27 protein-coding genes and 1 pseudogene are annotated in these 25,938 nt (G+C 34.2%); 15 read left to right on the forward strand and 13 right to left on the reverse strand.

Annotated features, from left to right (window positions below):
* The first annotated feature begins 161 nt into the window (after positions 1-161).
* Positions 162-563, forward strand: coding sequence for an acyl-CoA thioesterase (locus ABS764_RS07790; RefSeq protein ID WP_408081231.1), 402 nt, complete (start codon positions 162-164; stop codon positions 561-563).
* 122 nt (positions 564-685) lie between these two features.
* On the opposite strand, the gene ABS764_RS07795 is transcribed toward ABS764_RS07790, so the two are convergent.
* From ABS764_RS07795 to ribD, 3 genes are all read right to left on the reverse strand, one after another.
* Positions 686-1,291 carry an IMPACT family protein gene (locus ABS764_RS07795; RefSeq protein ID WP_408081232.1) on the reverse strand — a complete coding sequence of 202 codons (606 nt, stop codon included), beginning with the start codon at positions 1,289-1,291 and terminating at the stop codon, positions 686-688.
* 77 nt (positions 1,292-1,368) lie between these two features.
* Positions 1,369-1,971 carry an HAD family hydrolase gene (locus tag ABS764_RS07800; protein WP_408081233.1) on the reverse strand — a complete coding sequence of 201 codons (603 nt, stop codon included), beginning with the start codon at positions 1,969-1,971 and terminating at the stop codon, positions 1,369-1,371.
* Positions 1,964-3,007, reverse strand: a complete 1,044-nt coding sequence (gene ribD / locus ABS764_RS07805; protein ID WP_408081234.1) for a bifunctional diaminohydroxyphosphoribosylaminopyrimidine deaminase/5-amino-6-(5-phosphoribosylamino)uracil reductase RibD — start codon at positions 3,005-3,007, stop codon at positions 1,964-1,966. The genes ABS764_RS07800 and ribD overlap by 8 nt, the downstream gene beginning before the upstream one ends.
* 102 nt (positions 3,008-3,109) lie before the next feature.
* Here ribD and prmC point away from each other — a divergent pair, with 102 nt between their 5' ends.
* Entirely contained in the window at positions 3,110-3,967 is an 858-nt protein-coding gene (prmC, locus tag ABS764_RS07810; RefSeq protein WP_408081235.1) for a peptide chain release factor N(5)-glutamine methyltransferase, read from the forward strand.
* Positions 3,968-4,034: 67 nt separating this feature from the next.
* Here the strand turns inward: prmC and ABS764_RS07815 are convergent, their stop codons facing one another.
* Positions 4,035-5,276, reverse strand: a complete 1,242-nt coding sequence (locus ABS764_RS07815) for an ABC transporter permease (protein ID WP_408081236.1) — start codon at positions 5,274-5,276, stop codon at positions 4,035-4,037.
* A gap of 191 nt (positions 5,277-5,467) precedes the next feature.
* On the opposite strand from ABS764_RS07815, the pseudogene ABS764_RS07820 reads away from it, so the two are divergent.
* The 11 genes and pseudogenes from ABS764_RS07820 to ABS764_RS07870 form a co-directional block, all read left to right on the forward strand.
* Positions 5,468-5,659: pseudogene (locus tag ABS764_RS07820) on the forward strand (ATP phosphoribosyltransferase regulatory subunit); the annotation flags it as partial.
* A gap of 270 nt (positions 5,660-5,929) precedes the next feature.
* A complete protein-coding gene (hisS, locus tag ABS764_RS07825; RefSeq protein ID WP_408081532.1) occupies positions 5,930-7,066 on the forward strand; it encodes a histidine--tRNA ligase in 1,137 nt (378 codons plus the stop codon).
* Between the two features lie 323 nt (positions 7,067-7,389).
* Positions 7,390-7,968: a nucleotide exchange factor GrpE gene (locus tag ABS764_RS07830; RefSeq protein WP_408081237.1), complete on the forward strand. Its 579-nt coding sequence runs from the start codon at positions 7,390-7,392 to the stop codon at positions 7,966-7,968.
* 48 nt (positions 7,969-8,016) lie between these two features.
* Complete coding sequence (dnaJ, locus tag ABS764_RS07835; protein WP_408081238.1) at positions 8,017-9,129, forward strand: molecular chaperone DnaJ; 1,113 nt, start codon at positions 8,017-8,019, stop codon at positions 9,127-9,129.
* 154 nt (positions 9,130-9,283) lie between these two features.
* Positions 9,284-10,213 carry an ABC transporter ATP-binding protein gene (locus ABS764_RS07840; RefSeq protein WP_408081239.1) on the forward strand — a complete coding sequence of 310 codons (930 nt, stop codon included), beginning with the start codon at positions 9,284-9,286 and terminating at the stop codon, positions 10,211-10,213.
* Between the two features lie 56 nt (positions 10,214-10,269).
* On the forward strand, positions 10,270-11,583 hold the full coding sequence (locus tag ABS764_RS07845) for an ABC transporter permease (protein WP_408081240.1): 1,314 nt from the start codon (positions 10,270-10,272) through the stop codon (positions 11,581-11,583).
* A gap of 5 nt (positions 11,584-11,588) precedes the next feature.
* Positions 11,589-12,455, forward strand: a complete 867-nt coding sequence (locus ABS764_RS07850) for a mechanosensitive ion channel family protein (protein WP_408081241.1) — start codon at positions 11,589-11,591, stop codon at positions 12,453-12,455.
* A gap of 11 nt (positions 12,456-12,466) precedes the next feature.
* Positions 12,467-13,630 carry a sigma-54-dependent transcriptional regulator gene (locus tag ABS764_RS07855; RefSeq protein ID WP_408081242.1) on the forward strand — a complete coding sequence of 388 codons (1,164 nt, stop codon included), beginning with the start codon at positions 12,467-12,469 and terminating at the stop codon, positions 13,628-13,630.
* An 87-nt stretch (positions 13,631-13,717) separates the two neighbouring features.
* Positions 13,718-14,389 (forward strand): DEAD/DEAH box helicase, encoded by a 672-nt coding sequence (locus ABS764_RS07860; protein WP_408081243.1) that lies wholly within the window; start codon positions 13,718-13,720, stop codon positions 14,387-14,389.
* A 19-nt stretch (positions 14,390-14,408) separates the two neighbouring features.
* Positions 14,409-14,627 carry a putative signal transducing protein gene (locus ABS764_RS07865; RefSeq protein WP_408081244.1) on the forward strand — a complete coding sequence of 73 codons (219 nt, stop codon included), beginning with the start codon at positions 14,409-14,411 and terminating at the stop codon, positions 14,625-14,627.
* 52 nt (positions 14,628-14,679) lie between these two features.
* Positions 14,680-15,477, forward strand: a complete 798-nt coding sequence (locus tag ABS764_RS07870; RefSeq protein ID WP_408081245.1) for a Cof-type HAD-IIB family hydrolase — start codon at positions 14,680-14,682, stop codon at positions 15,475-15,477.
* A 212-nt stretch (positions 15,478-15,689) separates the two neighbouring features.
* Here the strand turns inward: ABS764_RS07870 and ABS764_RS07875 are convergent, their stop codons facing one another.
* From ABS764_RS07875 to ABS764_RS07890, 4 genes are all read right to left on the reverse strand, one after another.
* A complete protein-coding gene (locus ABS764_RS07875; protein ID WP_408081246.1) occupies positions 15,690-16,277 on the reverse strand; it encodes a hypothetical protein in 588 nt (195 codons plus the stop codon).
* 289 nt (positions 16,278-16,566) lie between these two features.
* Positions 16,567-17,376: a hypothetical protein gene (locus ABS764_RS07880; RefSeq protein ID WP_408081247.1), complete on the reverse strand. Its 810-nt coding sequence runs from the start codon at positions 17,374-17,376 to the stop codon at positions 16,567-16,569.
* 202 nt (positions 17,377-17,578) lie between these two features.
* A complete protein-coding gene (locus ABS764_RS07885) occupies positions 17,579-17,872 on the reverse strand; it encodes a type II toxin-antitoxin system RelE/ParE family toxin (protein WP_408081248.1) in 294 nt (97 codons plus the stop codon).
* Complete coding sequence (locus ABS764_RS07890) at positions 17,865-18,107, reverse strand: hypothetical protein (protein ID WP_408081249.1); 243 nt, start codon at positions 18,105-18,107, stop codon at positions 17,865-17,867. The genes ABS764_RS07885 and ABS764_RS07890 overlap by 8 nt, the downstream gene beginning before the upstream one ends.
* A gap of 120 nt (positions 18,108-18,227) precedes the next feature.
* Between ABS764_RS07890 and mtaB the strand changes: the two genes are divergently transcribed.
* The gene (mtaB, locus tag ABS764_RS07895; RefSeq protein ID WP_408081250.1) at positions 18,228-19,556 is read left to right on the forward strand and encodes a tRNA (N(6)-L-threonylcarbamoyladenosine(37)-C(2))-methylthiotransferase MtaB; all 1,329 of its coding nucleotides are present in this window, start codon (positions 18,228-18,230) and stop codon (positions 19,554-19,556) included.
* A gap of 87 nt (positions 19,557-19,643) precedes the next feature.
* Here the strand turns inward: mtaB and ABS764_RS07900 are convergent, their stop codons facing one another.
* The 4 genes from ABS764_RS07900 to ABS764_RS07915 all read right to left on the reverse strand — a co-directional run bounded on the left by ABS764_RS07900 (position 19,644) and on the right by ABS764_RS07915 (position 23,972).
* A complete protein-coding gene (locus tag ABS764_RS07900) occupies positions 19,644-22,046 on the reverse strand; it encodes a vWA domain-containing protein (protein WP_408081251.1) in 2,403 nt (800 codons plus the stop codon).
* A gap of 2 nt (positions 22,047-22,048) precedes the next feature.
* The gene (locus ABS764_RS07905) at positions 22,049-22,549 is read right to left on the reverse strand and encodes an RNA polymerase sigma factor (RefSeq protein WP_408081533.1); all 501 of its coding nucleotides are present in this window, start codon (positions 22,547-22,549) and stop codon (positions 22,049-22,051) included.
* A 199-nt stretch (positions 22,550-22,748) separates the two neighbouring features.
* The gene (locus ABS764_RS07910) at positions 22,749-23,243 is read right to left on the reverse strand and encodes a hypothetical protein (RefSeq protein ID WP_408081252.1); all 495 of its coding nucleotides are present in this window, start codon (positions 23,241-23,243) and stop codon (positions 22,749-22,751) included.
* Positions 23,244-23,255: 12 nt separating this feature from the next.
* Entirely contained in the window at positions 23,256-23,972 is a 717-nt protein-coding gene (locus tag ABS764_RS07915; RefSeq protein WP_408081253.1) for a 3-ketoacyl-ACP reductase, read from the reverse strand.
* A 200-nt stretch (positions 23,973-24,172) separates the two neighbouring features.
* Between ABS764_RS07915 and ABS764_RS07920 the strand changes: the two genes are divergently transcribed.
* The gene (locus tag ABS764_RS07920) at positions 24,173-25,045 is read left to right on the forward strand and encodes a L,D-transpeptidase (RefSeq protein ID WP_408081254.1); all 873 of its coding nucleotides are present in this window, start codon (positions 24,173-24,175) and stop codon (positions 25,043-25,045) included.
* A 12-nt stretch (positions 25,046-25,057) separates the two neighbouring features.
* Here the strand turns inward: ABS764_RS07920 and ABS764_RS07925 are convergent, their stop codons facing one another.
* A complete protein-coding gene (locus ABS764_RS07925) occupies positions 25,058-25,894 on the reverse strand; it encodes a DUF6929 family protein (RefSeq protein ID WP_408081255.1) in 837 nt (278 codons plus the stop codon).
* Positions 25,895-25,938: the final 44 nt, after the last annotated feature.

The following is a 25,938-nucleotide window of genomic DNA, read 5'->3' on the forward strand; positions in this document are numbered from 1 at the left end:
TGAAGTAAATAATATCAAAAAAAGATGTTATTTATCGGGGTAACAAATATGTGAACAATTTTCGTTAAAAAAAAATTTATCGGGGTTGATTTTGAAGAAAAATTATTGTAAGTAATAAAGAGAGGCTTTTAAAAAAATAGATAAAATAATACAATTTACAAATGAAAATATACGAGTTTAAAGTGCGCGTACGCTATTCGGAAACAGACCAGATGGGAGTAGTTTATCATGGAAATTATGCGCAATATTTTGAGATGGGACGCGTGGAATGGCTTAGAAACATTGGAGTTTCTTATAAATCGATGGAAGATAACGGTGTGATGCTTCCGGTAGTTTCTTTATCAATGAACTATAAAAAGCCTGCGCGATATGACGATTTATTAAGAGTGAAAACAATTTTTAAAAGTCAGACTTCTGTTAAGATAGAATTTGATTATGAGATATATAATGAACAGGATGAGTTATTAACAATTGGGAACTCAGTTTTGGTGTTTGTGAACATGAAAACAGGGCGTCCTATGGCAGCTCCGGAGTATATAAAAGATAAACTTTTAGGAATATAAAAACAGGATGAATTTAATATTCTTTTATCCTTAATTTTTGTGTGATTTTTTAAGTGGAAATTTAAGAATATCGGAATTTATTTTACAATAGTATTTTGTAAACTGTAATAGAAAATTACACTTTATTTTTTTTCTGTTATCCCGATTTCAAATAAAGAATTAAAAATGCCGACTAGCGGTCCGGCATTTTTTTTACGGGTTTTGATTTCAATTTCGCAGCTCATTTCCATGGTTTGATTTACAATATCCAGATTTTTTTCTTTGATAATACGCATTACTTTATTCATGTTTTTGTAATCAAAAGAAATTAAATAATGAACATCAATCGTTTTTTCGATAATGAGACAATTTTCAAGTGTAAGTTGTGCGGCAGTTTTATAAGCGGTAATTAATCCGCCGACACCTAATTTTGTGCCGCCAAAAATACGGACGATTACCACCAGAATGTTTGTAACGGAAAAAGACTGGATTTGTCCGTAAATAGGCATTCCTGCTGAATTACTGGGTTCGCCATCATCATTAGCTCTGTAGCTGATTTTTTCAGTTCCAATTTGATAGGCATAGCAATAATGGCAGGCAGTAGGATGTTTTTTTCTTAAAATATCAAGTAGGGGTTTTACTTCTGTTTCTGATGTTATCGGGTAAGCGTAACCAAAGAATTTGCTTCCTTTTTCTTTAAACAGAATTTCTTCTGATGGAGATGCAATAGTCTGGTAAATATCTTTCATTAATCAATGTCAATTTCAATAACAAAATTCAATTTCAAAGCAGAATTGCCATTGCTGTTGAATTTTGTTAGGCTATTTTAAAGTATTTCTTTTTCGAATAAATTAATTACATCTTCTTTTCCTACCTGAAGATTCCAGACATGAATTCCAAGAGCTGCTGCAGCATCTGTATTTTCTTTTTTATCGTCAATGAATAAAGTGCGTTTTGGCTGTAGTTCATGTTTGTTTAAAAGAGTAAGATAGATTTCTGAATCGGGTTTTCGCATTCCCATTTCAAACGAAAAATAAACTTTTTCAAAGCACTGATAAAAATCTCCATAAAAAGAAGAGCCTACTGTTTGCTCAAAAGTTTCAATGTGTATGGCATCTGTATTACTTAATAGAAATAGGCGGTACTTTTGCGAAAGTATTTGTAAAAACTCCAGGCGATACAAAGGAAAGTCCAGTAAAACAGCATTCCATGCTTTTAAGATTTCATCAATGCCGGCATTGGGCATGTGTTTTTGAAAACCGCTTAGAAATTCATCTTTGGAGATTTTACCTTTTTCAAATTGAAAATTCAATTGATCTAAATCGCTGTTCCATTCTTTCAGACCTAAATTTTTAAGTCCGTCTATTGTGGCTTGTTTATCCAGATTGATGAAGATATCTCCAAAATCAAAAATAATAGTATTAATCATGATTGGTAAAAATTATGAGTTCATCTTTTAAAATGAACTGTTTTTGGTTTGTGTTGGTTTGTAAATGTGGTGCCTTGGTTCCGTTTTTAAAGCTTGTTTTTCCTTTAAAAATGCGGGCTTCGTCCCAAAGGTTTTCATCGATAAAAGTTTGTAAAGTCTGACGGCCGCCTTCAATAATAACTGATTGAATATGATGCTGAAATAGAATTTCTACGATTTGCAGAGCTATATTCTGCTTAAAATCAATTACTTCAAAGATAAGCTTTTCCCGGTTTATATTTGTTTCTGTCTGGCAAAAAACAATAGTTTTGATTTGATTGTCCAGCAGGTAAGCCTCTTTGGGAATTCTGTTGTTTTTATCTAAAACGATTCTTACCGGATTATTTCCTGACCAGTCTCTTACATCTAATTTAGGATTGTCGTCTATGGCGGTTTGTGTGCCCACTAGAATGGCTTGTTCTTCACTACGCCATTTATGAACTAATTGTCTCGAATAGGGATTAGTAATCCACACAGGTTTTTGCTCATTTCTTTCTGTTGGAGCAATAAATCCGTCAGGACTTTCTGCCCATTTCAGGATAATATAAGGTCTTTTTTGTCGATGGAAAGTGAAAAAACGTTTGTTTAGCGCATTGCATTTATTTTCCAGAATACCTACAGTAACATTAATTCCAGCTTCCCGGAGCCTTCTGATTCCTTTTCCGGCTACTTTTTCATTAGGATCTACCGTTCCTATAACCACATTTGGGATTTTATTTTGAATGATTAAATCACAACAAGGCGGTGTTTTTCCAAAATGACTGCAGGGTTCTAAACTCACATAAATCGTTGCTTTTCGTAATAATGATTTGTCTTTTACAGCGTTTACAGCATTTACTTCGGCGTGCGGTTCGCCTGCTTTTTTATGCCAGCCTTCGCCAATAATTTGGTCTTCATAAACAATCACACTGCCAACCATCGGATTAGGGTAGGTGGTTCCTAAGCCGTTTTTAGCCAGTTGAATGCAGCGTGCGAGGTATTTTTCATGTATCTTCACAAGACAAAAGTAGTTATTTTTGAGTTTATGATTTAGTTTTAAAAGCACTAAAAATTACAATAAAGTATTCTTATTTTTGCTTTTTTAAATTTTAGTGGAAACATGCAAATCAAGCAATACAGAACGCAGTTTATTCAGGCACTTTTACCCTTTTACGATACAGTAGAAGCGGAAAGTTTTTTCTATCTGATTTTAGAAGAAAAAAAACAACTGAGGCGAATTGATCTGGCTTTGTATCCTGATTTGGTTTTTTCTAAAGCAGAGATTGCAGATTGGAATGTTATTTTGGAACAACTGAAATTAGAGATTCCGGTGCAATACCTGCTTGGAAAAACTCATTTTTACGGATTGGAATTTGAAGTAAATGAGAATGTTTTGATTCCGAGACCAGAAACGGAAGAACTTGTCGATTGGATTGTTGAAAGTGAGAAGTCTGCAAGGAGAAGTGAGAAGTTAAGAATTTTAGACATTGGTACCGGCAGTGGCTGTATTGCAATTTCATTGGCTAAAAATATTCAGAATGCAGAAGTTTTTGCTATTGATATATCGGAGAAAGCTTTGGCTACAGCCCGGAAAAACGCCGAAAAAAATCAGGTGAATGTCACTTTTATTCATAAGAATATTTTAGGAACAGAGGATTTAGAGCAACAGTTTGATATCATTGTTTCTAATCCGCCTTATGTCCGAAATTTGGAAAAAGACGAAATCAGGAAGAATGTTCTGGATCATGAACCGCATTTGGCTCTTTTTGTTGAAGACGATCAAGCTTTAATTTTTTATCGGAAAATAGCCGAATTAGCGCAACATCATCTAACTCCAAACGGACAGTTATTTTTTGAAATTAATCAGTATCTTGGAAAAGAAATGGTAGCGTTACTCGAAAAAATGAATTTCAAAAATATTGAACTGCGAAAAGATATTTATGAGAATGACAGGATGACAAGATGTAGTATTCTGTAGGTAATATTTAGTGTTTTGCTTTTTTACGAATGTTTAGACTGATTACCGAAAAACACTTCACTACTACTTATTCGTATCGCAACGCTTCAATAGGATCTAATTTGGCTGCTTTAATGGCGGGATATAATCCGGAGACAATGGCTACGACAAAACTTGTTGCAAAAGCAGCAAAAATAGCCATCCATGGAATTATAAAGGCGAAACTCAAGGCAGTGGCGATTCCGTAACCTATTAATATTCCGAAAATAATACCGGCGAGTCCTCCTAATTGACCAATTAATAGTGTTTCTATAAAAAACTGAATGGCAACCGTTGAGCGTTTGGCACCCAATGCTTTTCGCACTCCAATTTCCCGGGTGCGTTCTGTAACAGAAACAATCATGATATTCATTAAAGCAATCGACGACCCCAAAATTGTTACAATACTAATCACCCATGCTGCCCAGCCAAGATATTGGGTAATGCTAAGTATTCGGTTAATCAGATCATCACTTCTGACAATACCAAAGTTATTTTCTTTTACCGGACTCAGTTTTCGGATACTACGCATGGTGCTAATGGCATCATCGGTGGCTTGTTCCATAAAATCTTTGTTATTTACCATTACACTCAGGCTGTAATTGATGTTAGGAGCTGTAAATAAGGACCGTGCCAGCTGAATAGGAATCAGGACTCTTAGATCCTGGCTGTTGCCAAAAGTAGAGCCTTTTTCTTTTAAAACACCAATAACTTTAAAACGTGCGCCCCGTATCGAAATGATTTTATTAATGGGGTTAACGTCTTTTAACAGACCTTTTTCAAAATCAGAACCTACTACACAAACATAATTATTGTTGCTGATATCAAAATTATTGAAATTACGTCCCTGACTGGTTTCCAGTCCTGAATTAGTTACAAAATACTCATCTACACCCAAAACAGAAATTTCAGGATCAGTTTTCTGAGCTTCAAATTTTACTTCGGCTGTAGAAGTAGCTTTAAAGGAAAGTGAGGTTTGCGAAAGCGGAAAGTTGTATTTGTTTTTAAAAGCTACTGCTTCCGGATAAGAAATAACAGGGTTGATAATTTCCCGTTCATTTCCACCTTGTTTTTTTACGGTGTTTTCATAACGGTTAATATTGAAAGTGTTAGCTCCCATTGAAGCAAAATCAGAAGAAATCGTGTTTTCTAAAGCTGAAACTACTGTGAGAATTCCTACCAGAGCCGTGATTCCAATAGCGATAATAACTATAGTAAGGATTGTTCTTAGGATTTGGGTTTTTATCGAACCGGAAGCTATCTTTATATTTTCCTTTAATAAATTGCTCATGATTGTAGTTTGATACGAAAATACAATTTTTGACAGAAGTTTGTTTTCAAGGATGATTATTTATTTTAAAAATAAGATATTTGCAGGCGAAATTTAAGATTTAAGATTTTTGACATTCAATTTAAGAAGCTGCTTTTTTAAAATCTGTTCCAATTTTAAATCTAAAATCTAATATCTGAAATCATATTAAAATGGCATCAAAACCAAGTATTCCTAAAGGGACAAGAGATTTTTCACCGGCTGAGGTGGCTAAACGTCAATATATCATTCAAACAATAAAAAGCAATTTTGAGAAATTTGGTTTCCAACCGATAGAAACCCCTTCGTTTGAAAATTCAGAAACCTTAATGGGTAAATACGGAGAAGAAGGCGACCGATTGATTTTTAAAATATTGAATTCGGGTAAATATTTCAATGAAAATGTTTTAGTTACATTTAAAGATGAAGAAAAAAAACTTAAAAATTATTTTCAAAATCTTTATGATAAAACTGAGGAGGTAGGAAAAAATAAGTTTTTAGTTAGTTTTCCTAAAGATATTCAAGATTTTCTTTCTGAAAATAACAGTATAAGAGAGGCAATAGAATTTTATTTAGAAGGAGAACAAAAAGAATCCGATTTATATGCTTTAAAAAAGCAATTAGATAAGTTTTTAATTGTTCATTTAACAGAAAAGATATCTTCAAAATTAACATCCAGTATTTCTGAAAAAGCGTTGCGTTATGACTTGACAGTACCTTTTGCCAGATATGTGGTGCAACACCAGAATGAAATTGAGTTTCCTTTTAAAAGATACCAAATCCAACCGGTTTGGCGTGCTGACCGTCCGCAAAAAGGACGTTTCAGAGAATTTTTTCAATGTGATGCCGATGTTGTGGGTTCGAAATCATTGTGGCAGGAAGTAGAATTGGTTCAATTGTACGATACTGTTTTTACTGCTTTAGGTTTAAACGGAGTTACGGTTAAAATCAATAACCGAAAAATATTATCCGGAATTGCTGAGGTAATTGGTGCTTCGGATAAATTAATTGATTTTACGGTTGCTTTGGATAAGCTGGATAAAATTGGAGAAGAGGGTGTAAAAAAAGAAATGGTTGAAAAAGGAATTACCGAGGAAGCGATTGTAAAAGTGCAGCCGTTATTTTCTTTTTCAGGAACTATTTCGGAAAAAATTGAACAACTTTCAGGTTTGTTAGCTACGTCTGAAGAAGGAATGAAAGGAGTAGAAGAGTTACGCTTTATATGTGATAATGTCACTAAACTGGGATTGTCAACAGCTATTTTAGATCTGGATGTGACTCTGGCACGTGGGTTGAATTATTATACAGGAGCTATTTTTGAAGTGGCAGCGCCTAAGGGAGTGGCTATGGGGTCCATCGGCGGCGGCGGAAGATATGATGATCTGACCGGGATTTTTGGTTTGAAAAACATGAGCGGTGTGGGGATTTCTTTTGGATTGGATCGTATTTATCTGGTTGTAGAGGAATTGAATTTATTTCCGGAGACTGTTACCGCAAGTTCAAAAGCCTTGTTTATTAATTATGGTGATGCCGAAGCATTTTATGCTTTACAGGCTATTAAAAAATTAAGAGATTCAGGTATAAAAGCAGAATTGTATCCTGATAAGGCGAAGGTGGGAAAGCAATTTCAGCATGCTGATAAGCGAAATATCCCTTTTGCGGTGATTGTGGGCGGTGAAGAAATGAGTTCAGGGAGTTATTCGCTTAAAAATTTAGTTTCAGGAGAACAAGTAAATCTGGACTTTGAAGGTTTGAAAAATGCTTTGATTTAATCAGAAAAAAATAATATAAAAAAAGCTTTGTCCCCTTTAAGACAAAGCTTTTTTTAATATGAGTAATGGTGAATTAATAATTGTTTTGGAACCAGTATCGATTTTTATATTCTAAAAATCAGAAACTGATTAGAACCTAATAACAAACATATAGAATCTATTTGAAATATGTCTTAAAAAATTACTAAATTTTTATTTTAAAAGTATAAAAAAAATAATTTAAGAAAAAACAGCTATTAAAAATAACTATTAGGAAAAAGAGTGACAATTTGACATTTAGTCTGATTTGGCAGTACTTTTGCTATCCAAAGGAAAGTGTAAAAATGAAGTTTAAGAATATTTTTAAAAATAAGGGAAATATGAGTACTGAGAATACAGAAATCGATAAAGAAAAAGATGAGGTAACAATTGAAAATACAGCAGGCGAAGAGCAGGCAGTTACTGAGGAGTTAAGTGTTGAAGAGCAATTAGCAAAAGACTTAGCGAATGAAAAAGACAAACACTTACGATTATTTGCTGAATTTGAAAATTATAAAAGAAGAACTTCAAAAGAGCGTATTGATTTATTTAAAACAGCTAACCAGGAAGTTTTACTGGCAATGTTACCTGTTTTAGATGATTTTGACAGAGCTTTAATTGAAATTGCTAAATCAGAAGACGAGACACTGACTAAAGGAGTTGAGCTGATTCATGAAAAGCTTAAAAGCACTTTATCTTCAAAAGGATTAGAATTAGTTGATGTAAAGGTAGGAGACGGTTTTGATGCTGATTTTGCAGAAGCAATTACTCAAATTCCTGCACCAACACCTAAATTAAAAGGGAAAATAGTGGATGTTCTTGAAAAAGGATACAAACTGGGAGATAAAATTATCCGTTTTCCAAAAGTAGTTATTGGGCAGTAAATTGGGTTAGAAATGTACAGCTGTGCATTTTAAAAAAAATAAATACAAATGAAAAAAGATTTTTACGACATATTAGGTGTTTCTAAAAATGCGGACACTGCGGCAATAAAGAAAGCCTATAGAAAGAAAGCAATTGAGTTTCACCCTGACAAAAATCCGGGAGACAAAGCGGCAGAGGAAAAATTCAAAGAAGCAGCGGAAGCTTATGAAGTTTTAGGAGATCCTGACAAAAAAGCAAAGTATGACCAGTATGGGCATCAGGCTTTTGATGGTTCCGGAGGATTTGGCGGTCATGGACACATGAATATGGATGATATCTTCAGTCAGTTTGGTGATATCTTTGGCGGTGGTTTCGGTGGCTTTGGCGGAGGCGGAAGCCGTGGCGGAGTCCGTCGTGCTAAGGGAAGTAATTTGCGTATCAAAGTAAAGTTAACTTTGGAAGAAATTGCTAATGGAGTAGAGAAAAAAGTAAAAGTTAAAAGAAAAGTTCAGGCTCCTGGAGTTTCCTATAAAACCTGTTCTACCTGTAATGGTCAGGGTCAGGTAATGCGGGTGACAAATACCATTCTGGGCAGAATGCAGTCTGCGACAACTTGTCCTGCCTGTGGCGGTTCCGGTCAGATTTTAGATAAAAAACCATCTAATGCGGATGCACAGGGGATGATTGTAGAAGACGAAACTGTTTCTATTAAAATTCCGGCCGGTGTTGTTGATGGTATGCAGTTAAAAGTTTCCAACAAAGGAAACGATGCACCTGGAAACAGTATTCCGGGAGATTTAATTGTGGCAATTGAAGAATTAGAACATGAATTTTTAAAGCGTGAAGGAGAAAATCTGCATTATGATTTATATGTAAGTTTCCCTGAAGCGGTTCTTGGAGTTTCTAAAGATATTGAAGCTATCAATGGTAAAGTGAGAATTAAATTAGAAGAAGGAATTCAGTCCGGAAAAATTCTTCGATTAAAAGGAAAAGGTATTCCAAGTATCAATGGTTATGGAAACGGAGATTTGCTGGTTCACGTAAATGTCTGGACACCTAAAACGCTGAATAAAGAACAAAAACAATTTTTCGAGAAAAATTTAGAAGATGATAATTTTTCTCCAAATCCTGAAAAATCAGATAAATCATTTTTCGAAAAAGTAAAAGATATGTTTTCTTAAGCTTTTTTGTAATTCAAATAGTTGTAAAAACCCATCCGAATAAAATGAAGATGGGTTTTTTTATACCATAATCTAAGCTATTTAGGTAGTAATTATTTACTTTTACACACGCAAGGTCAAAAAGACCAAACCCAAGAAGAAAATTCAAAAAAAGATGAATATCTTATTAGAAGTCAATAAAGTAGTGAAGCAATACGGTAATTATGTAGCGCTTAACGAAGTCTCTTTAAATGTTCCCAGAGGTAGTATTTACGGACTTTTAGGTCCTAACGGTGCCGGAAAAACATCACTCATTCGCATTATCAATCAAATTACTATGCCCGACAGCGGACAAATTATTCTTGATGGAGAAAAATTGCAGCCTAAGCACGTTCAATACATTGGGTATCTTCCTGAAGAAAGAGGCTTGTATCAAAGTATGAAAGTAGGTGAACAATGCTTGTATCTGGCACAAATGAAAGGTTTGTCCAAGACTGAGGCCAAAAAGCAGCTGGATTACTGGTTTGACAGATTAGGAATTCAGGGCTGGTGGAATAAGAAAATCCAGGAACTTTCTAAAGGAATGGCACAAAAAATTCAGTTTGTGGTTTGTGTACTGCATCAGCCCAAATTGCTGATTTTTGATGAACCATTTTCCGGTTTTGACCCAGTAAACGCAAATGTAATCAAAGACGAAATTCTCGCTTTGAAAGAACAGGGAGCTACCATTATTTTTTCGACTCACAGAATGGAAAGTGTGGAGGAATTATGCGATCATATTGCACTGATTCATAAATCTAATAAATTAATCGAAGGGAAATTAGATGATGTTAAAAGACAGCATAAAACCAACAGTTTTGAAGTGGGTATTTTAACTGACAATGTAGAAGGACTAATGTATGATATTACTCAGCAGTTTATGGTGAGTCCGGCTCATTTTAAATCTTTGAATAATGAATTAAAACTGGAAATACAGTTAGGGAATTCGGCTCCAAATGAATTATTGAATCTTTTAACCCAACGGGGGCAACTCACTCATTTCGTAGAAAAAATTCCAACAGTACATGATATTTTTATTCAAACTGTAACAGAAAACAAAGTTTAGATTTCGGAGTTAAATCTAAAATCTAATATCTAAAATCTAATATCTAAAATCAGGAAATGAGCATCATATCACTAATTATAAAAAGAGAGTTTTTTGCCAAAGTGCGCAATAAATCTTTTATTGTAATGACTTTTTTAAGCCCGTTATTATTTGTAGCAATAGCAATATTTGTGGGCTATTTAAGTACCACTGAAACTACCGTTAAGCGTGTGGCTGTTCATGATGAAACAGGATTGTTTGTAAAAGACTTTTTAGCCCAGAATTCAGAAGACGGAGCTTATAAGTATCTTGATTTTTCGCAAATTGACAATCAGTATTTAAAAGACAGTGTAAATAATGGGTACGAAGGATTATTAATAATTCCGGCAACAACTGATGTTACAGCATTAGAACATAAAATCGAATTTATTTCAAATGCCAGTCCAAGCATTTCTTTTATAGAAAATACACAGGCTGTTATTGCCCGGAAAATTACTCAGCTTAATTTTGAAAAAGCGCATTTAGACACTTTAGCGATTCAAAAAGCGCAGGCAAATGTGACTATTACTATTGCTAAAACATCCGGAGAACAAGGTGTTAAAGGGCTAAATGAAGCGAAAATTGCTATCGGAGGTGCTTTTGGCTATCTGATTATGATGTTTATCATTATTTATGGAAACATGGTAATGCGCAGTGTTATCGAAGAAAAAACAAACCGGATTATAGAGATTATCATTTCTTCAGTAAAGCCGTTTCAACTGATGATTGGAAAGATTATAGGAACTTCTCTGGCCGGAATTTTACAGTTTAGTATTTGGGTAATTATAGGACTTTCTCTGCTGTTTTTAGCTTCTGCTTTTTTAGGTGTCGATGTAGGGACCTCAGCTCATTTGTCTTCAGGATTATTAACTCATACACAAACAGAATTTGCCGGAACAGCACAACTATTTATTAAGGAAATATGGAATTTACCTATTGCCGGTATTCTGATAAGTTTTATCGTTTATTTTATAGGCGGTTATTTTTTATACAGTTCCTTTTATGCTGCTATTGGCGCAGCTGTTGATAATCAAACGGATTCACAGCAATTTCTGTTACCGATAATTATGCCTTTGATATTAAGTGTCTATATTGGTTTTTTTAGTGTTGTAAACGATCCTGACAGTACTATTGCAGTTGCTTTTTCGATTTTTCCATTAACATCCCCTATTGTGATGCTGATGAGGATTCCTTTTGGAGTTCCTTGGTGGCAAATTGCAATTTCATTAACTTTACTATTTGCTACTTTTTTGGCAGTAGTATGGTTTGCAGCCAAAATTTATCGTGTAGGCATATTAATGTATGGTAAGAAACCATCGTGGAAAGAACTTTACAAATGGCTTAAATATTAAAAATTATGTGGCAGGATATTGTTGATTTTGTTTCCTATGATTTCATAAACGGAAAAGATATAAAGATTTCTTTATTAGATGTAGGACTAATAATTATTGCCATTGCAGTCACCTCAATTGTTTTAAAATTAATTCAGAAATTATTCAGCAGAAAACTTCCTCTTAACGATAAGAAGCGATTTAACAGTGTTTTTCAGGTTTTCAGATACATTGTTTTTCTATTTGTAATAGTATTGATTTTAAATGCTACAGGCGTCAATGTTAATGTACTTTTAACCGCTTCAGCAGCCTTATTTGTTGGATTAGGTTTTGCCTTAAAAACTTTTTTCCAGGATATTATTTCCGGAATATTAATAATACTGGATCAGTCTTTGCACGTAGGTGATATTATCGAAGTTGACGGAAGAGTAGGAGAAGTACAGGAAATAAAATTGCGTACTACAGTTATGTTTACCAGAAACGATCGTGTAATGGTCATTCCGAACCATAAATTTATGGAAGATACGCTTTTTAACTGGACACAAAATAATTCCAGTAATCGCGAAAAAGTATCTGTCAGGGTAGCCTATGAAAGTGATGTTCGTCTGGTTGAAAAATTACTTTTAGAAGCAGTAGATTCCATAGAAGGGATTGTGCCTACCAGCAGAATCAACGTTACTTTTGATGAGTTTGGAGATTCTTCCTTAGAATTTGCAGTACATTTTTATGTGTATCACGGCATGCAGACTCCGGGAATTCAAAGTCAGATACGTTTTAAAATCTATGATTTATTTGCTAAAAATGATATCCGTATTTCGTTTCCGCAACTGGATGTGCATCTAATTAAGACTAAAGCTGATTCTGATTCTCAAAAGAACAATCAGAGAGATTAAATAAAAAAACTATGAGTAAAATATTAATTATAGAAGACGAAGCGGCTATCAGAAGAGTGCTGACAAAAATTCTTTCTGAAGAAAATGAAAGTTATCAGGTAGAAGAAGCAGAAGATGGAGTTTCGGGATGTGAAAAAATAAAAAATAACGATTACGACCTGGTATTGTGTGACATCAAAATGCCTAAAATGGATGGTGTTGAATTATTGGAAGAAGTCAAAAAAATAAAGTCGGAAATTCCGATAGTGATGATTTCCGGACATGGAGATATGGAAACGGCCATTAATGCGATGCGTTTGGGAGCCTTTGATTATATTTCGAAACCGCCTGATTTAAACAGGTTATTGAATACGGTTCGCAATGCTTTAGACCGGAAACAACTGGTCGTTGAAAATAAAATTCTGAAGAAAAAAGTAAGCAAAAACTACGAAATGATTGGCGAAAGCGAAGCTATTAATCACATCAAAATGATGATTGATAAGGTCGCACCCACAGAGGCGCGTGTTCTGGTTACAGGTCCTAACGGAACCGGAAAAGAACTGGTAGCGCATCAGTTGCATGAAAAAAGTGAACGTGCCGGTTTTCCTCTTGTTGAGGTAAACTGCGCTGCAATTCCTTCTGAATTGATTGAGAGTGAGCTTTTTGGTCACGTAAAAGGCGCTTTTACTTCGGCGGTTAAAGACCGTGCCGGAAAGTTTGAAGCAGCTGATAAAGGAACAATTTTTCTGGATGAAATAGGTGATATGAGTCTTTCGGCTCAGGCCAAAGTGTTGCGTGCATTGCAGGAAAATATCATTACCAGAGTGGGTGCTGATAAAGACATAAAAGTAGATGTACGCGTTGTTGCTGCCACAAATAAAGATTTGAAAAAGGAAATTGAAGAAGGACGTTTTAGAGAAGATTTATACCATCGGTTAGCGGTAATTTTAATTAAAGTACCTTCGCTGAATGACAGACGGGAAGATATTCCTTTGTTAGTGAATCATTTTTCAAACAAAATTGCTTCAGAACAGGGAACAGCAGTGAAGAAATTTTCTGATGATGCGATTAAATTACTTCAGGAATATGACTGGACAGGAAATATTCGTGAATTACGAAATGTAATTGAGCGTTTGATTATCCTTGGCGGAAGCCAGATTTCTGAAAATGATGTGAAGCTGTTTGCTTCCAAATAATGGAATAATTTAAAGATTTAAAGGTTTTAAAATTAGGAGAAATAATCTTTTAATTTTTCAATGATTAAATTTTTCAATCTAAAATAGATGAAACTAAAAAAAATAAACGAAACCTTAAAGCAAGCTTTAATTGAAAACGGATTAACAGAGGCAAATGATATTCAGAAAGAAACTTTTTCGACTATAAAAAGCGGAGTGGATTGTATTATCATTGCTCCGGATGGTGAAGGAAAAACGACAACAATTGTACTCAATGTGATTCAGCGGCTGATAGGTTCCAATGAAGAATCGCCAAGAGCTTTGATTATTGTGGAAGACAAACCCAAAGTGCTGGAAATGGAAGCGCTTTTTGAAAAATATGGAAAATACAGTAATCTGGAGGTTTATGGCGTTCATGATAAAGGTGATATGGATTATGATAAAAATTACATTTCAACAGGAATCGACGTTTTAATAGGTACACCACATAAACTGAATGAAATGTTTTCTACAGCCGGATATAATGTAAACCGATTGAAAATGTTTATTCTGGATGATGCGAATCCAATTTTGAAATTGCGTCATGAAACAAAAATCATGCGTATTTCTAATAGTATTGCTAAAACACAGCGAATTATTTTTGGTAATCAGTTTTCTGAAAGAATCGAAATTTTAGCCGAAAAAATGATGGAAGAGCCTGAGATATTTGATTTTGAAGATGTGGAGTATGATGAAGAAGAAGATTTAGAAGAAGAGGAGAACAATGAACAGGAAGTATAAAAAATAAATAAAAATAGATATGGGATTAATGAAGGTGTTTTCGGGGAGTGAAATTTTGGCGTTGGCTTTAAAAGAAAAAATTGAAGCAATAGGTGTGGATGTATTGTTGAAAGACAATATTCAATCGGCCAGATTAGCGGGTTTTGGAAGTCTGTCTGCTGCTGTTGAGTTGTTTATTCAGGAAACGGATTTTGCTAAGGCTAATCCCGTTATTGAAGAGTTTCGATTGAATATTTAATAGATCACTGAAGTTTTAACTTTGATGATCAATAAAAAATAAAAAATAAAATATGAAATACAAAATGTTAGTTCTTGACATGGATGATACCCTGTTGAATGATGATCATGAAATCTCAGTTGAGAACAGAACGATGTTAGAAAAAGCGAAAGAAAAAGGTGTAAAGATAATTTTAGCTTCCGGTCGTCCAACGGCTGCGATGATTGAATATGCTAAGGATCTGGGGTTGATGGATTCGTATATGATTTCGTTTAATGGTGGTGTGATTACTGACTTAACACGCAATGAAGTTATTTTTGAGCAAAATCTGACTGTCGAACAAATTCATGCGCTGTACAATTACAGTCAATACAAGAAAACACATATTATTACCTATCTGGACGGAAATGTGGTGAGCGAAACCCGTTCAGAATATATTGATATCGAAATAGATATTACAGGTTTGAAACACGAAGTGGTACCTGACTTTAAAGAACGGGTGCAATCACCGGCCATAAAATGTATTTTGCTTGAAGAACCTCATTATTTAAAGGAAGTAGAAAAAGATTTGAAAACGGCTATGCCTCATTTGAGTGTTTGTATGTCCAAGCCTTTCTTCTTAGAAGTAGCTCAGACTGGAATTGATAAAGGAGCGAGCGTGCAGTTTCTTGCTGAAAAATTAAATATTAGTCCTACCGAAATTATTGCAGTAGGCAATGCAGAAAATGATGTCACGATGATTGAATATGCCGGTCTGGGTGTTTGGGTTGATAATGTAGAGCAGGAGTTAAGACACAAAGGCAATTTAATTGTAGCGTCTAATAACGATCACGGCGTTGCTGAGGTAATTGAACGATTTATATTGACTTAGACTTTTTTACTTATATTAAAAACCATTAAGAAATTTATTTAGTTTCTTGATGGTTTTTTTATGCAGTATTTAATTTTACAGTGCTCCGCAAAGTCTCTGACTTTGAGGTAGTGACTTCGGTTTTTAACCGATTTTAATTTTCGATTGTTTTTTATATCAGTCACAGACTGATAAATACATCCTCAAAGTCGGAGACTTTGAGGAGCGGGGGTTTACTTCTTTTTCTTAGGTGGTTTACAGCTTTTACAAAAATCAGAAAACTCCTGAATTCTTGTTAAAACATCCTCATTAAGTGTTTTCAACACCTCTTCTTTTTGTCCTAAATTGGTTTTTTTAGAAGCTTCTCCGTGCTCTTCAACATATTCTTTTTGAATTGTATCATAAAGTGGTTGAAGAAAACTAATATCTGAAAAAGCTCCTTTATTTAGGTATAATTTTTGTCTCAGTTTACGAGCGTACAGTTCTGATAAATCAAATTCATATTGAGCAAATTTTACCATTCGGTTTGCCGTCGTGGTATCGGTTGCTATTAATAAAGCTGATTCTCGTTTAAAAGTGGTACTGACTTTTGAATTGAAATTTTTGGTAAACATAAATTCGATATTGCTCATTTGGATACTAAAATTCAATCCAGAAGCCGTTTGTATGCTATTTGTATTTACATTACCAATTTGAGTTGCTTTTGATTGAAAATCCGAAAGCTGGATTTGATATTTTCCATCCCATTCCACATCATTTTGAGCAAGTAATGAAAATGAAATAAGGAAGAATAAAAATAGAAGTGATGCTGTTTTTCTCATTTGGAGTATAATTATCAAAAAAACTGCAAGATACTAATGTGTAAGAAATATGCTGAGATATTTTGTAAAAATTGTTGCTTTTTCGGTTTTAATTTTTGATATATTGACTAGCGGTTTTTAATCGATTTTAATTTTCGATTGTTTTTTATATCAGTCACAGACCGATGAATACATCCTCCAAGTCGGAGACTTTGCGGAGCGGGGGAATTTAAGAGTTGTTCTTAATCTTGATTTTTTAATGGTTTTTTGTTATTGTCCAGATAAGTTTCTGAATTTGTCGCGCTGGAATTTATTTATTCTTATTAGCAGCATTTATTAATATTGATCTAGAAACTTTAGAATTACTCCATAATGTTATCGAATTTTCTGAATTCATTGGGAAATCATCATCAATATGAACGAATTTATATTCGTCTCCAGATTCAGAAATGATTATTAGTTTTTTTAGTTTATTATCAATTTTTTTTATTCTAATAATTGAATTCCAATTATTGTTGTCAGACTTAAAATAAAAAAGTGCAGCAACCTCTTTTTGATTGAATGGGATTGAATAAGAATTAAATTCGTGTGGTCTTAATGTTCCAAATTCTATGTTTTCACCAAAGAGAGGTGTAATCTTCATGTCAAGTCCGCTAACATTTGTATAATTAGGTATAACTACAGCTCGAGCCGTTAGATTAGGTATAGCATATTTACCTTTTAACATTATGATTATTTGTAGAGTGTTGTTCCCACCTCCACCAATTGAAATAATAGGATAACTCCCTGCACCGATAATCTGTTCTGTATTTTCTTTGGTTTTTCCAGCTAATCTATTATTTTCACTAGCTAATCTGTTATTTTCTTCTCCAAGTCTCTTGTTTTCATTTCCTAAAGAATTACTTAAAGAAATTTGGTAATTATTTTCTGAAGTCAATTTACTGATTTTTTCTTGATTTTTTTGTAGTTTTTTACTTTGTTGAGTAATAATATTTCTCATTTCTTTTTGGTCATTATTCCCATCTTTTTTTTGTGCTAAATAACTAAAAATAAATACTCCTATTGTACAAATAAGTGCTAGACCGTGATAATAATTTATATCCAACATTTTAAGTTTCATTTGTAAATCCTACTAATTAAATTTTTTTAAATCTCAAATATATCAATAAATAACTACAAAAGTTAAATAGGAATGAAAATATTATTGGTAAGCAGTTTTGCGGGAGGGATAGCAGAGAAAATTCTTTTATGAAGCGGAGCGAAGTAAAAGATTGTAGCGAATAGCCCGGCCCGAAGTTTTTACAGAAGCCAAACCCAAATTTTTATCTAAACTTTTTCTTTGGATTTTTACTGGTATGGAAAATGGTAGAAATAAAAATGATAGTATCAATTTTGGTATAAATGATTACAAAGGGGAATTTTTTCACAACTGCTTTTCTATAAGAATCAAATTCTATTGGATAGGATTCCGGATGTGATAAAATAGATTGAATACAGTTGTTGATTTGAAAAAGGAATTCATCAGCAATTTTTGTGGAAACTAAGTTGTAAAAGTCAAACGCGTCTTCCAATTCATTTTCAGCCTGAATGGAAAGAACTTCTTTTAACTTATTCATTTCGTTTAGAAGTTAATCTAGATTTAATTTCATCCCAGGATTTTCCTTTATCTTTTCCTGATAAATAATTTTCGGTACTTTCCCGAACGATTTTTTGCTGTTCATCGGTCAATTCGTAACCAGAAGATTCATCATTAAGTATGCTTTTCAAAAAATCTATAGTACTCTGATCTTCCGTGTGGATAATTTTTTCAATTAATGCCAGTTTATCCTTTTGTAAATTAGTGGATTGCATGATTTTTAGGTTTAAAATCTATTTACAAATATAATGAAAATCGGGTTTTAAATTCCCGTATTTGTTTGTAAATTTGCGCACGCTAATTTTTGACAACGATTTCATTATTAGCGCTTACTTATGGAAAAAAGAAAAAAAGTAGCCTTCTATACCTTAGGCTGTAAACTGAACTTTTCAGAAACTTCGACAATTGCCCGTAACTTACAGGACGAAGGATTTGACCGTGTGGATTTTGAGGAAGTGGCTGATATGTATGTCATCAACACCTGCTCAGTAACCGAAAATGCCGATAAACAATTCAAACAAGTGGTTCGCAAAGCGATGAAACTAAACAGCAACGCCTTTATTGCTGCGATGGGTTGCTATGCGCAATTGAAACCGGAAGAATTGGCCAATGTGGATGGTGTGGATTTGGTTTTGGGTGCCACCGAAAAGTTCAAACTAAACGATTACATCAATGATTTGTCTAAAAATGATATTGGCGAAGTGCATTCCTGCGAGATTTCCGAAGCTGATTTCTATGTAGGCAGTTATTCTATTGGCGATCGTACCCGTGCTTTCCTGAAAGTGCAGGATGGTTGCGATTACAAATGTACTTATTGTACGATTCCGCTGGCTCGTGGAATTTCGCGTAGTGACGAATTGCAAAATGTATTAAAAAATGCCTACGAAATTTCGAAACAAGGTATCAAAGAAATTGTACTTACAGGCGTAAATATTGGCGATTACGGAAAAGGAGAATTTGGAAACAAAAAACACGAACATACTTTTCTGGAATTAGTTCAGGCTTTGGATGAGGTGGAAGGAATTGAGCGTTTGCGAATTTCATCTATCGAACCGAATTTGCTGAAAAACGAAACGATTGAGTTTGTTTCGAAAAGCAGAACTTTTGTACCGCATTTTCATATTCCGCTACAATCGGGGAGTAATGATATTTTGAAATTAATGAAACGTCGTTATTTGCGTGAGGTTTATACCGAAAGAGTGAGTAAAATTCGGGAAGTAATGCCTCATGCCTGTATTGGTGTCGATGTGATTGTAGGTTTTCCGGGAGAAACCGATGAACATTTCTTAGAAACCTATCATTTTCTGAATGATTTGGATATTTCCTATTTGCATGTTTTTACGTATTCAGAAAGAGACAATACCGAAGCTGCTTTGATGGAAGGTGTAGTTCCGGGGAATGTACGTGCTAAACGAAGCAAAATGTTACGCAGTTTATCGGTTAAAAAGCGTCGCGCCTTTTATGAAAGTCAGCTAGGAACGAGCAGAACCGTTTTATTCGAAAGCGAAAATAAAGAAGGGTATATTCACGGTTTTACGGAGAATTACGTTAAAGTAAAAACACCTTGGAATCCGGAATTAGCCAATACTTTACAACACGTTCATTTGACACATATTGACGAAGATGGCAGTGTGCGAATGGAATTTGTTGAGGCTTTGGTTTAATTTTAGTATAAAATTTTAAACCATTCACAACTGCAAAAATTAAATACTATCCTTAGTTTTTGTAGTTATGAATGGTTTTCTTTTTTATTATTTTACAGTTTCAGTTAATCGGATAAACTCCGATTTGTAACCGTCTTCATCATTAGACAATCCTTCTTTTGCCAGTTTTTTTATTTCGTCTGTAGATTTATTGGGAACCAAATCTGAGTCTCTTAACTTTAATCCGAACCAGGCTACGGCAGCACTGAATTTAAAATCATCAGAAGCATTTTTTAATGGAACGGATTTGTTCTCAATTACTTTCACCATTTCGATACTCTTATCTCCATCCGGTTTTTTATAGCGGAATTTTATAGTTGCCAGTTCATTACTGTAATTGTCAGTTTTATTGCTTTTAGTGTATTTTAAATCGGCTGTGGTATAATCACTTTCAATACCTGTTGGAATAATTTCATACAAAGCCGTTACTGTGTGTCCGCTTCCTAATTCTCCGGCATCGATGGCGTCATTTTTAAAGTCTTCCGGACGGAGTTTACGATTTTCGTAACCAATTAATCGATACGCTTGCACATGTTTCGGGTTGAATTCAATCTGGATTTTTACATCTTTGGCGATGGCAAACATCGAACCTTTGTATTCTTTTCCCAAAAATCGATTGGCTTCCTGAATGTTATCGATATACGCATAGTTTCCATTGCCTTTGTTGGCCAGAATTTCCATTTTACTGTCTTTGTAATTCCCCATTCCGTAGCCCAGACAAGTCAGGTAAATACCCGATTTGCGTTTTTCTTCGATCAAACTTTGCATGTCGGTATTAGAGGAGTTGCCCACATTAAAATCGCCGTCGGTAGCCAGAACAACGCGATTATTTCCTCCTTTAATAAAGTTTTCCATTGCAGTTCTGTATGCCAATTCTATTCCTGCTCCACCGGCAGTGCTGCCACCAGCGTTAAGATTGTCTAATGCACTGATGATGGTTTGTTTTTTATCTCCTGATGTGGGAGGCAGCACCATTCCTGCTGCACCGGCATAAACCACCATGGCCACTTTATCTTCTTTTCTTAGTTCATTTACTAAAATTTTCATCGATTGTTTGAGTAAGGGTAATTTGTTGGCATCGCTCATAGAACCCGAAACATCAATCAGGAAAACCAAATTGGAAGCTGGTAAATTTTCGGTTGCAATGTTTTTGCCCTGCAATCCTATTTTTAGCAATTGGTGTTTCGGATTCCAGGGACAATTACTGTATTCTGTATTAATCGAAAACGGATGCTGATCTTGTGGTTGTGGGTATTTGTATTTGAAAAAGTTTAGCATTTCCTCAATTCTCACAGCGTCTTTAGGTACCGTTTGTCCATTGTTTAAAAAACGACGAATGTTAGTATATGAGGCATTGTCCACATCGATTGAAAAAGTAGAAAGCGGAGCATTTTTAGGGGTTTCAAATTGGTTTTCGACAAAGTTTTCGTATTCTTCCTGAGAAACTGCTATCGATTTGGGCGGCAAAATTCTTAAGGTTGTTTTTTTCTGTTTATCCAGTTTTTTTAGTTTTTGCTCTAATTGTTTTTTGGAAAGATTTTGAAGTGTTCCGTTTTTAGTAGTGATTAGAATCACTCCGTTTGCACCGCGACTTCCATAAATAGCTGTTGAAGAAGCATCTTTCAATACATCAATTGTTGCAATATCATTAGGTTTTATTGCTGATATATCAGTATTCATGGGAACTCCATCAACAATATATAAAGGTTCATTTCCAGATGCAATTGAACCTCCGCCTCGAATCATAATGTTTAGATTGGAACCAGCGGTACCTTGACTTGTATTAGCTGATATTTTATGTTCTGCAACTCTTCCCTGAAGTGTTTCAATAATATTTTCAGATTTTTGTTTTTTTTCTTTAGTTACAGCAATACTTGTAACTGAACCTGTGAGCTCTTTTCTTTTTTGTGTACCATAGCCTACAACAATGACTTCATTTAAAGCCACGCTTTTTGCTTGCATTGATGCAATTCCATTTCCATTAGTGCTGGTATTTATTTTTGAAATTGTATCTGCTTCAGTCAAAGCAACTGGGTTTTCCATTTGTTTTTTTAGGATGACTTCCGCATTGGATTTGATGTTTTTTGAAAATTTATCGGTTGGTTTTGACTCCGTTTTTTTCTGAATTACTACATTGTTTTCTTTTGTGTCCTTTGGAGAAGTAATTTTTGGATTAGTTTTTCCTTTGATTACAATTGGATTTTCTTTGGTGTTTTTTGGAGTAATTTGATTTCGGTCTGTTTTTAAAAATTGATATCCTAAAGAAAAAAACAATAGAAGTGAAGCAGCAATGGCTAACTTTTTCCAAAGTACAATTACTTTTTTATCTTCTTTTTTATCGAGTTTTTCTTCTACACGAGACCATACTTTTTCGAATGCAGCAAAGTCTTTTCCCTCATTTTTTTGAGCCGCATTTTTTATTTTTTCGAATATTTTATCTTGATTGTCCATGACTATTTTGCTTTTTGGTAATACAAATTGTTTACTAATTCTTTCAGTTTTGTTTTCGAAGCATTCAATTGTGATTTGGATGTGCCTTCGGAAATATGAAGCATGGCCGCAATTTCTTTGTGCGCATAGCCTTCAATAACGAAAAGATTAAAAATAGTTTTGCAGCCTTCAGGAAGCTGATCCAATAAATGGAGTAAATCTTCCTCTTCAAGTTCTGTTACTTCATCAGTAAAAGGCTGTGAGATCATACTCACATCATCAAGATATAAATTGAAATTGGTTTTCTTTTTGATGGTTGCCAGACAATGGTTGACAGTAATTTTTCGGGACCAGGATTCAAAAGCACCCCATTCTTTAAGTTGATCGAGTTTAGTAAAAATAGTATAGAAAGCATCGGCCAGTGCTTCCTCTATTTCTTCTTCTTTCTTTAGGTAGCGCTTGCAAGTGCGATACAGTTTTGGAGCCATGAGCTCATACACCTGACGCTGGGCATCACGGTGCATTTTTTTGCAGTCAGAAATTAAGTTTTCGTTTATCACAATTGTTGTCTTTCTACTAAAGAGGATTAAAAAGAGAAAAAGGTTGGGAGCGAAGTTCGATTTTTTTTAAAAATAAATAAAAACCATTAAAAATCAATGCAATAAAAAATATTCTGTTGATTTTTAATGGTTTCAGTGTGGATGTAATCTTTAATTTATTTGTCTAAATTAATAGTTTTAAGGAATTGATGTAATCAGTATCAAATTCAATTACTCTTATTTTTTCGGGATTAAAACTTAACTCACCTCCAAATTCACCTCTGATGTCCAGAAAATCAATCGTAAGTTCTTCATTGTTGAGTGCTATTAATTTTCCTAAATAGGCAGATTTAGCTGATTTTTTTGCAATTTGGAAAACACCATATTTCTTATCAAGATAATGGATAATGGTATCTAAATCTCTAATTGGGATAATGTCCTCAGCGTTTGTTTTTACTCCTTTTAGCCGAATCACTTTTTCAGTAAATTCAAGCTGTTCATCTCTGTGAATGTTTGCTATATTCCTGTTCCTCAGAATAACAAATCCATCTACTATAAAGTCTACAGGATTGTTTCTTAATAAAATCCAATCGTCAGAATAGTCAATAAGAAATCCGGTATAGAGTTCTTTTTTGTCTTCAAATTCGATTTCGATTAATTGTCTTAAATATTGTTCCATTTCAATATATAATTAAGGGTTTGTCGACCAGATACTGCTGTTTTTTATAAACACGCGACGGTTGAGTTTTAACTGTGCTACAATTAATTCGGCCATATCTTCGGATTGCATTACTTTCTCAGGATTTCCGTCTGTCAAATTTAAATCTTTGGCCATGTCAGTAGCCACGGTACTTGGTGTTAAAGCGGATACACGAATATTATGTTTACGCATTTCCTGCATTAACGAGTCGGTTAATCCAAGCACAGCAAATTTAGAAGCACTGTAAGCACTTGTAAGTGCATTTCCTGCTAATCCCGCAGTGGATGAAATATTGATGATATCACCCGTTTGTCTTTCTATCATGTTAGGAACAACAGCACGGGTTACATAATAAATTCCCATTACATTCACCTGAATAATGCGTTCCCATTCGGTAGGTTCTAAATCTAAAAATTTACCAAAAGCAGCAATACCGGCATTGTTGATAAGAATATCAATAATTTCAAATTCGGTTAAGGCTTTTTCCACGGCTGTATTTACAGAATCCATATTGGAAACATCTGCAGTTAGAGCCAGGGCTTTTACACCAAAAGTCTGTACTTGCTGTGCCACAGCATCAATTTCTGATTGGGTGCGGGCTACCAATATCAGATTTACGCCTTCTTTTGCCAGAGCAATTGCAATTGCTTTTCCTATTCCTTTTCCCGCTCCTGTAATCAGTGCGTTTTTATTTTTTAAATCGTTCATTTCTGTTTTATTTACGTTTGTTTAACAAATTTAAAGGTTTCATTGTTTTTTAATCGTATTAAAAAGTTAAAAAAGACAGTCTTTAAATATGATAAGATTTTCTGAAAATTCCGTAACAAAAAGTGACATAAAAAATATGAATTTTACAATCTTGAGTTTTATGAAATAATAAGCATAACTTAATAATTTAATATCAAAATATGAAGAAGATACTCTTACTCTGTACCGGGCTGGCTGCCCTTTTATTTGTTGCCTGCAAACAGGAAAATGAAAAACCAGCTATAGAAAACGAAAAAACGATTATAGGAACCATAGAAAGTCCGGTACGTCATGAACCTACGGAAAAAGTGACTTACCAGATGGTAAATACAAAAGAATGGTTAGCAAAAAATAAAACAGACGAAGCTTACTTAAAATTGGTATATGCGGCCAACAGAACCGATGCCGCTAATTTAAAAAAAATGGATTCTGTTATTGTTCCAAAAGATAAAAGTGGTGATATCGAATTCTATTTACCGTTTCCGCTGGAAGTAAAGGCCTTACAAGACATACATAAAATCATTTTATTTTCATATCCTACTCAAACTTTTGTCGCTTATGATAAAGGACGTTTGGTGTATACGGGACCTACAAATATGGGAAGAGAAAAAGATCCTACTCCCACAGGTCTTTTCTTTACAAATTGGAAAGCCGAAGAAACTACCAGTACCTTTAACGATGAATGGATTTTAAAATGGAATTTTAATATCGAAAATAAATTAGGAGTAGGATTTCATCAGTATACCCTACCGGGTTATCCGGCTTCACATTCCTGTTTAAGGTTACAGGAAAAAGATGCCCGTTATCTGTATGACTGGGCTGACGAATGGGTACTTGAAGACAATGAAACCGTAAAGGTAAAAGGAACACCTGTAATTGTTTTTGGATCTTATGATTTTAAAGCACCAAAGCCATGGTTAAAACTGCTGGATGATCCAAAAGCTCTTAATATTTCTGAAGAAGAAATAGCCAGAGTGGTGAAACCTTTTAAGGATAGTATTATGATTGAACAAAAAAAGAGAGCTGATTTATAATAAGAAAAAAAATTATTTTAGAGGAACTGTTAATTTGTAAATAGTACTTTCTAATACATCAGAATCTTTATCTTCACACAGCAAAAACTGAATCTGATGCTCCGTTTTTGAATATACCGTTAGCCCTTCAAATTTATTTGTGGGGCTAATTTTTTTTGTAAAATCAATTTTCATCGTTTCCAGATTAATGCGTCCAATGATGCTTCCTAATACTTCTCCGTCGTGATATGTGGATTTTGAATTTTCGGCTGTGGCCAAAAAATAAATGGCATTATCTGTTAATACAGCATCAGTAAAACTGGTACGTACTCCTTTTATCTTTGGTAATTTATAGTCGTTTGCCATAAGGCTGAATTCCTGATCGAGCTTTTTAGCATGAACACTCAAGAGTGTGTTTTTATTTGCAATTCCGTTACCACGATTTAAAAAATACCAGTTTTCACCATCGTGCATGATGCCTTCAATATTAAAATCTTCCGGTTTTATAGAGGCAAAATTTTGCATTACTTCGTACAGATTACTTAAATCATTGGTAGCAATTTTCTTTTTTTGTGCCAAATCAAATTCGACCATTTTGTTTCTGTTGGCAGTGGAACCTGAGCCAAATATATAAAGTGTATCCTGAAAAGTAGTCATAGCTTCAAAATCAGGTTTGTCTTTTTTAGGAATGTTCTCAGTAGGATCTGTTGTTAGGGCATGACGTTGTAAATCCTGAGAATTCATGTGATATTCGTATAAATAACTGCTGTTGTCGCTAATAAGATAAAGAGAGTTGTCTTTATAAATTAATCCTGAAGCAGCACCTATGCCGATGATGTGAAACAATATTTCGAGTGTAAATTTTTCCATATGTTAATTTAAAAACAGATTGAATAGCCCGGGTAGCAGCGGTA

The organism is Flavobacterium plantiphilum, from assembly GCF_046000495.1.
Taxonomy (GTDB): domain Bacteria; phylum Bacteroidota; class Bacteroidia; order Flavobacteriales; family Flavobacteriaceae; genus Flavobacterium; species Flavobacterium plantiphilum.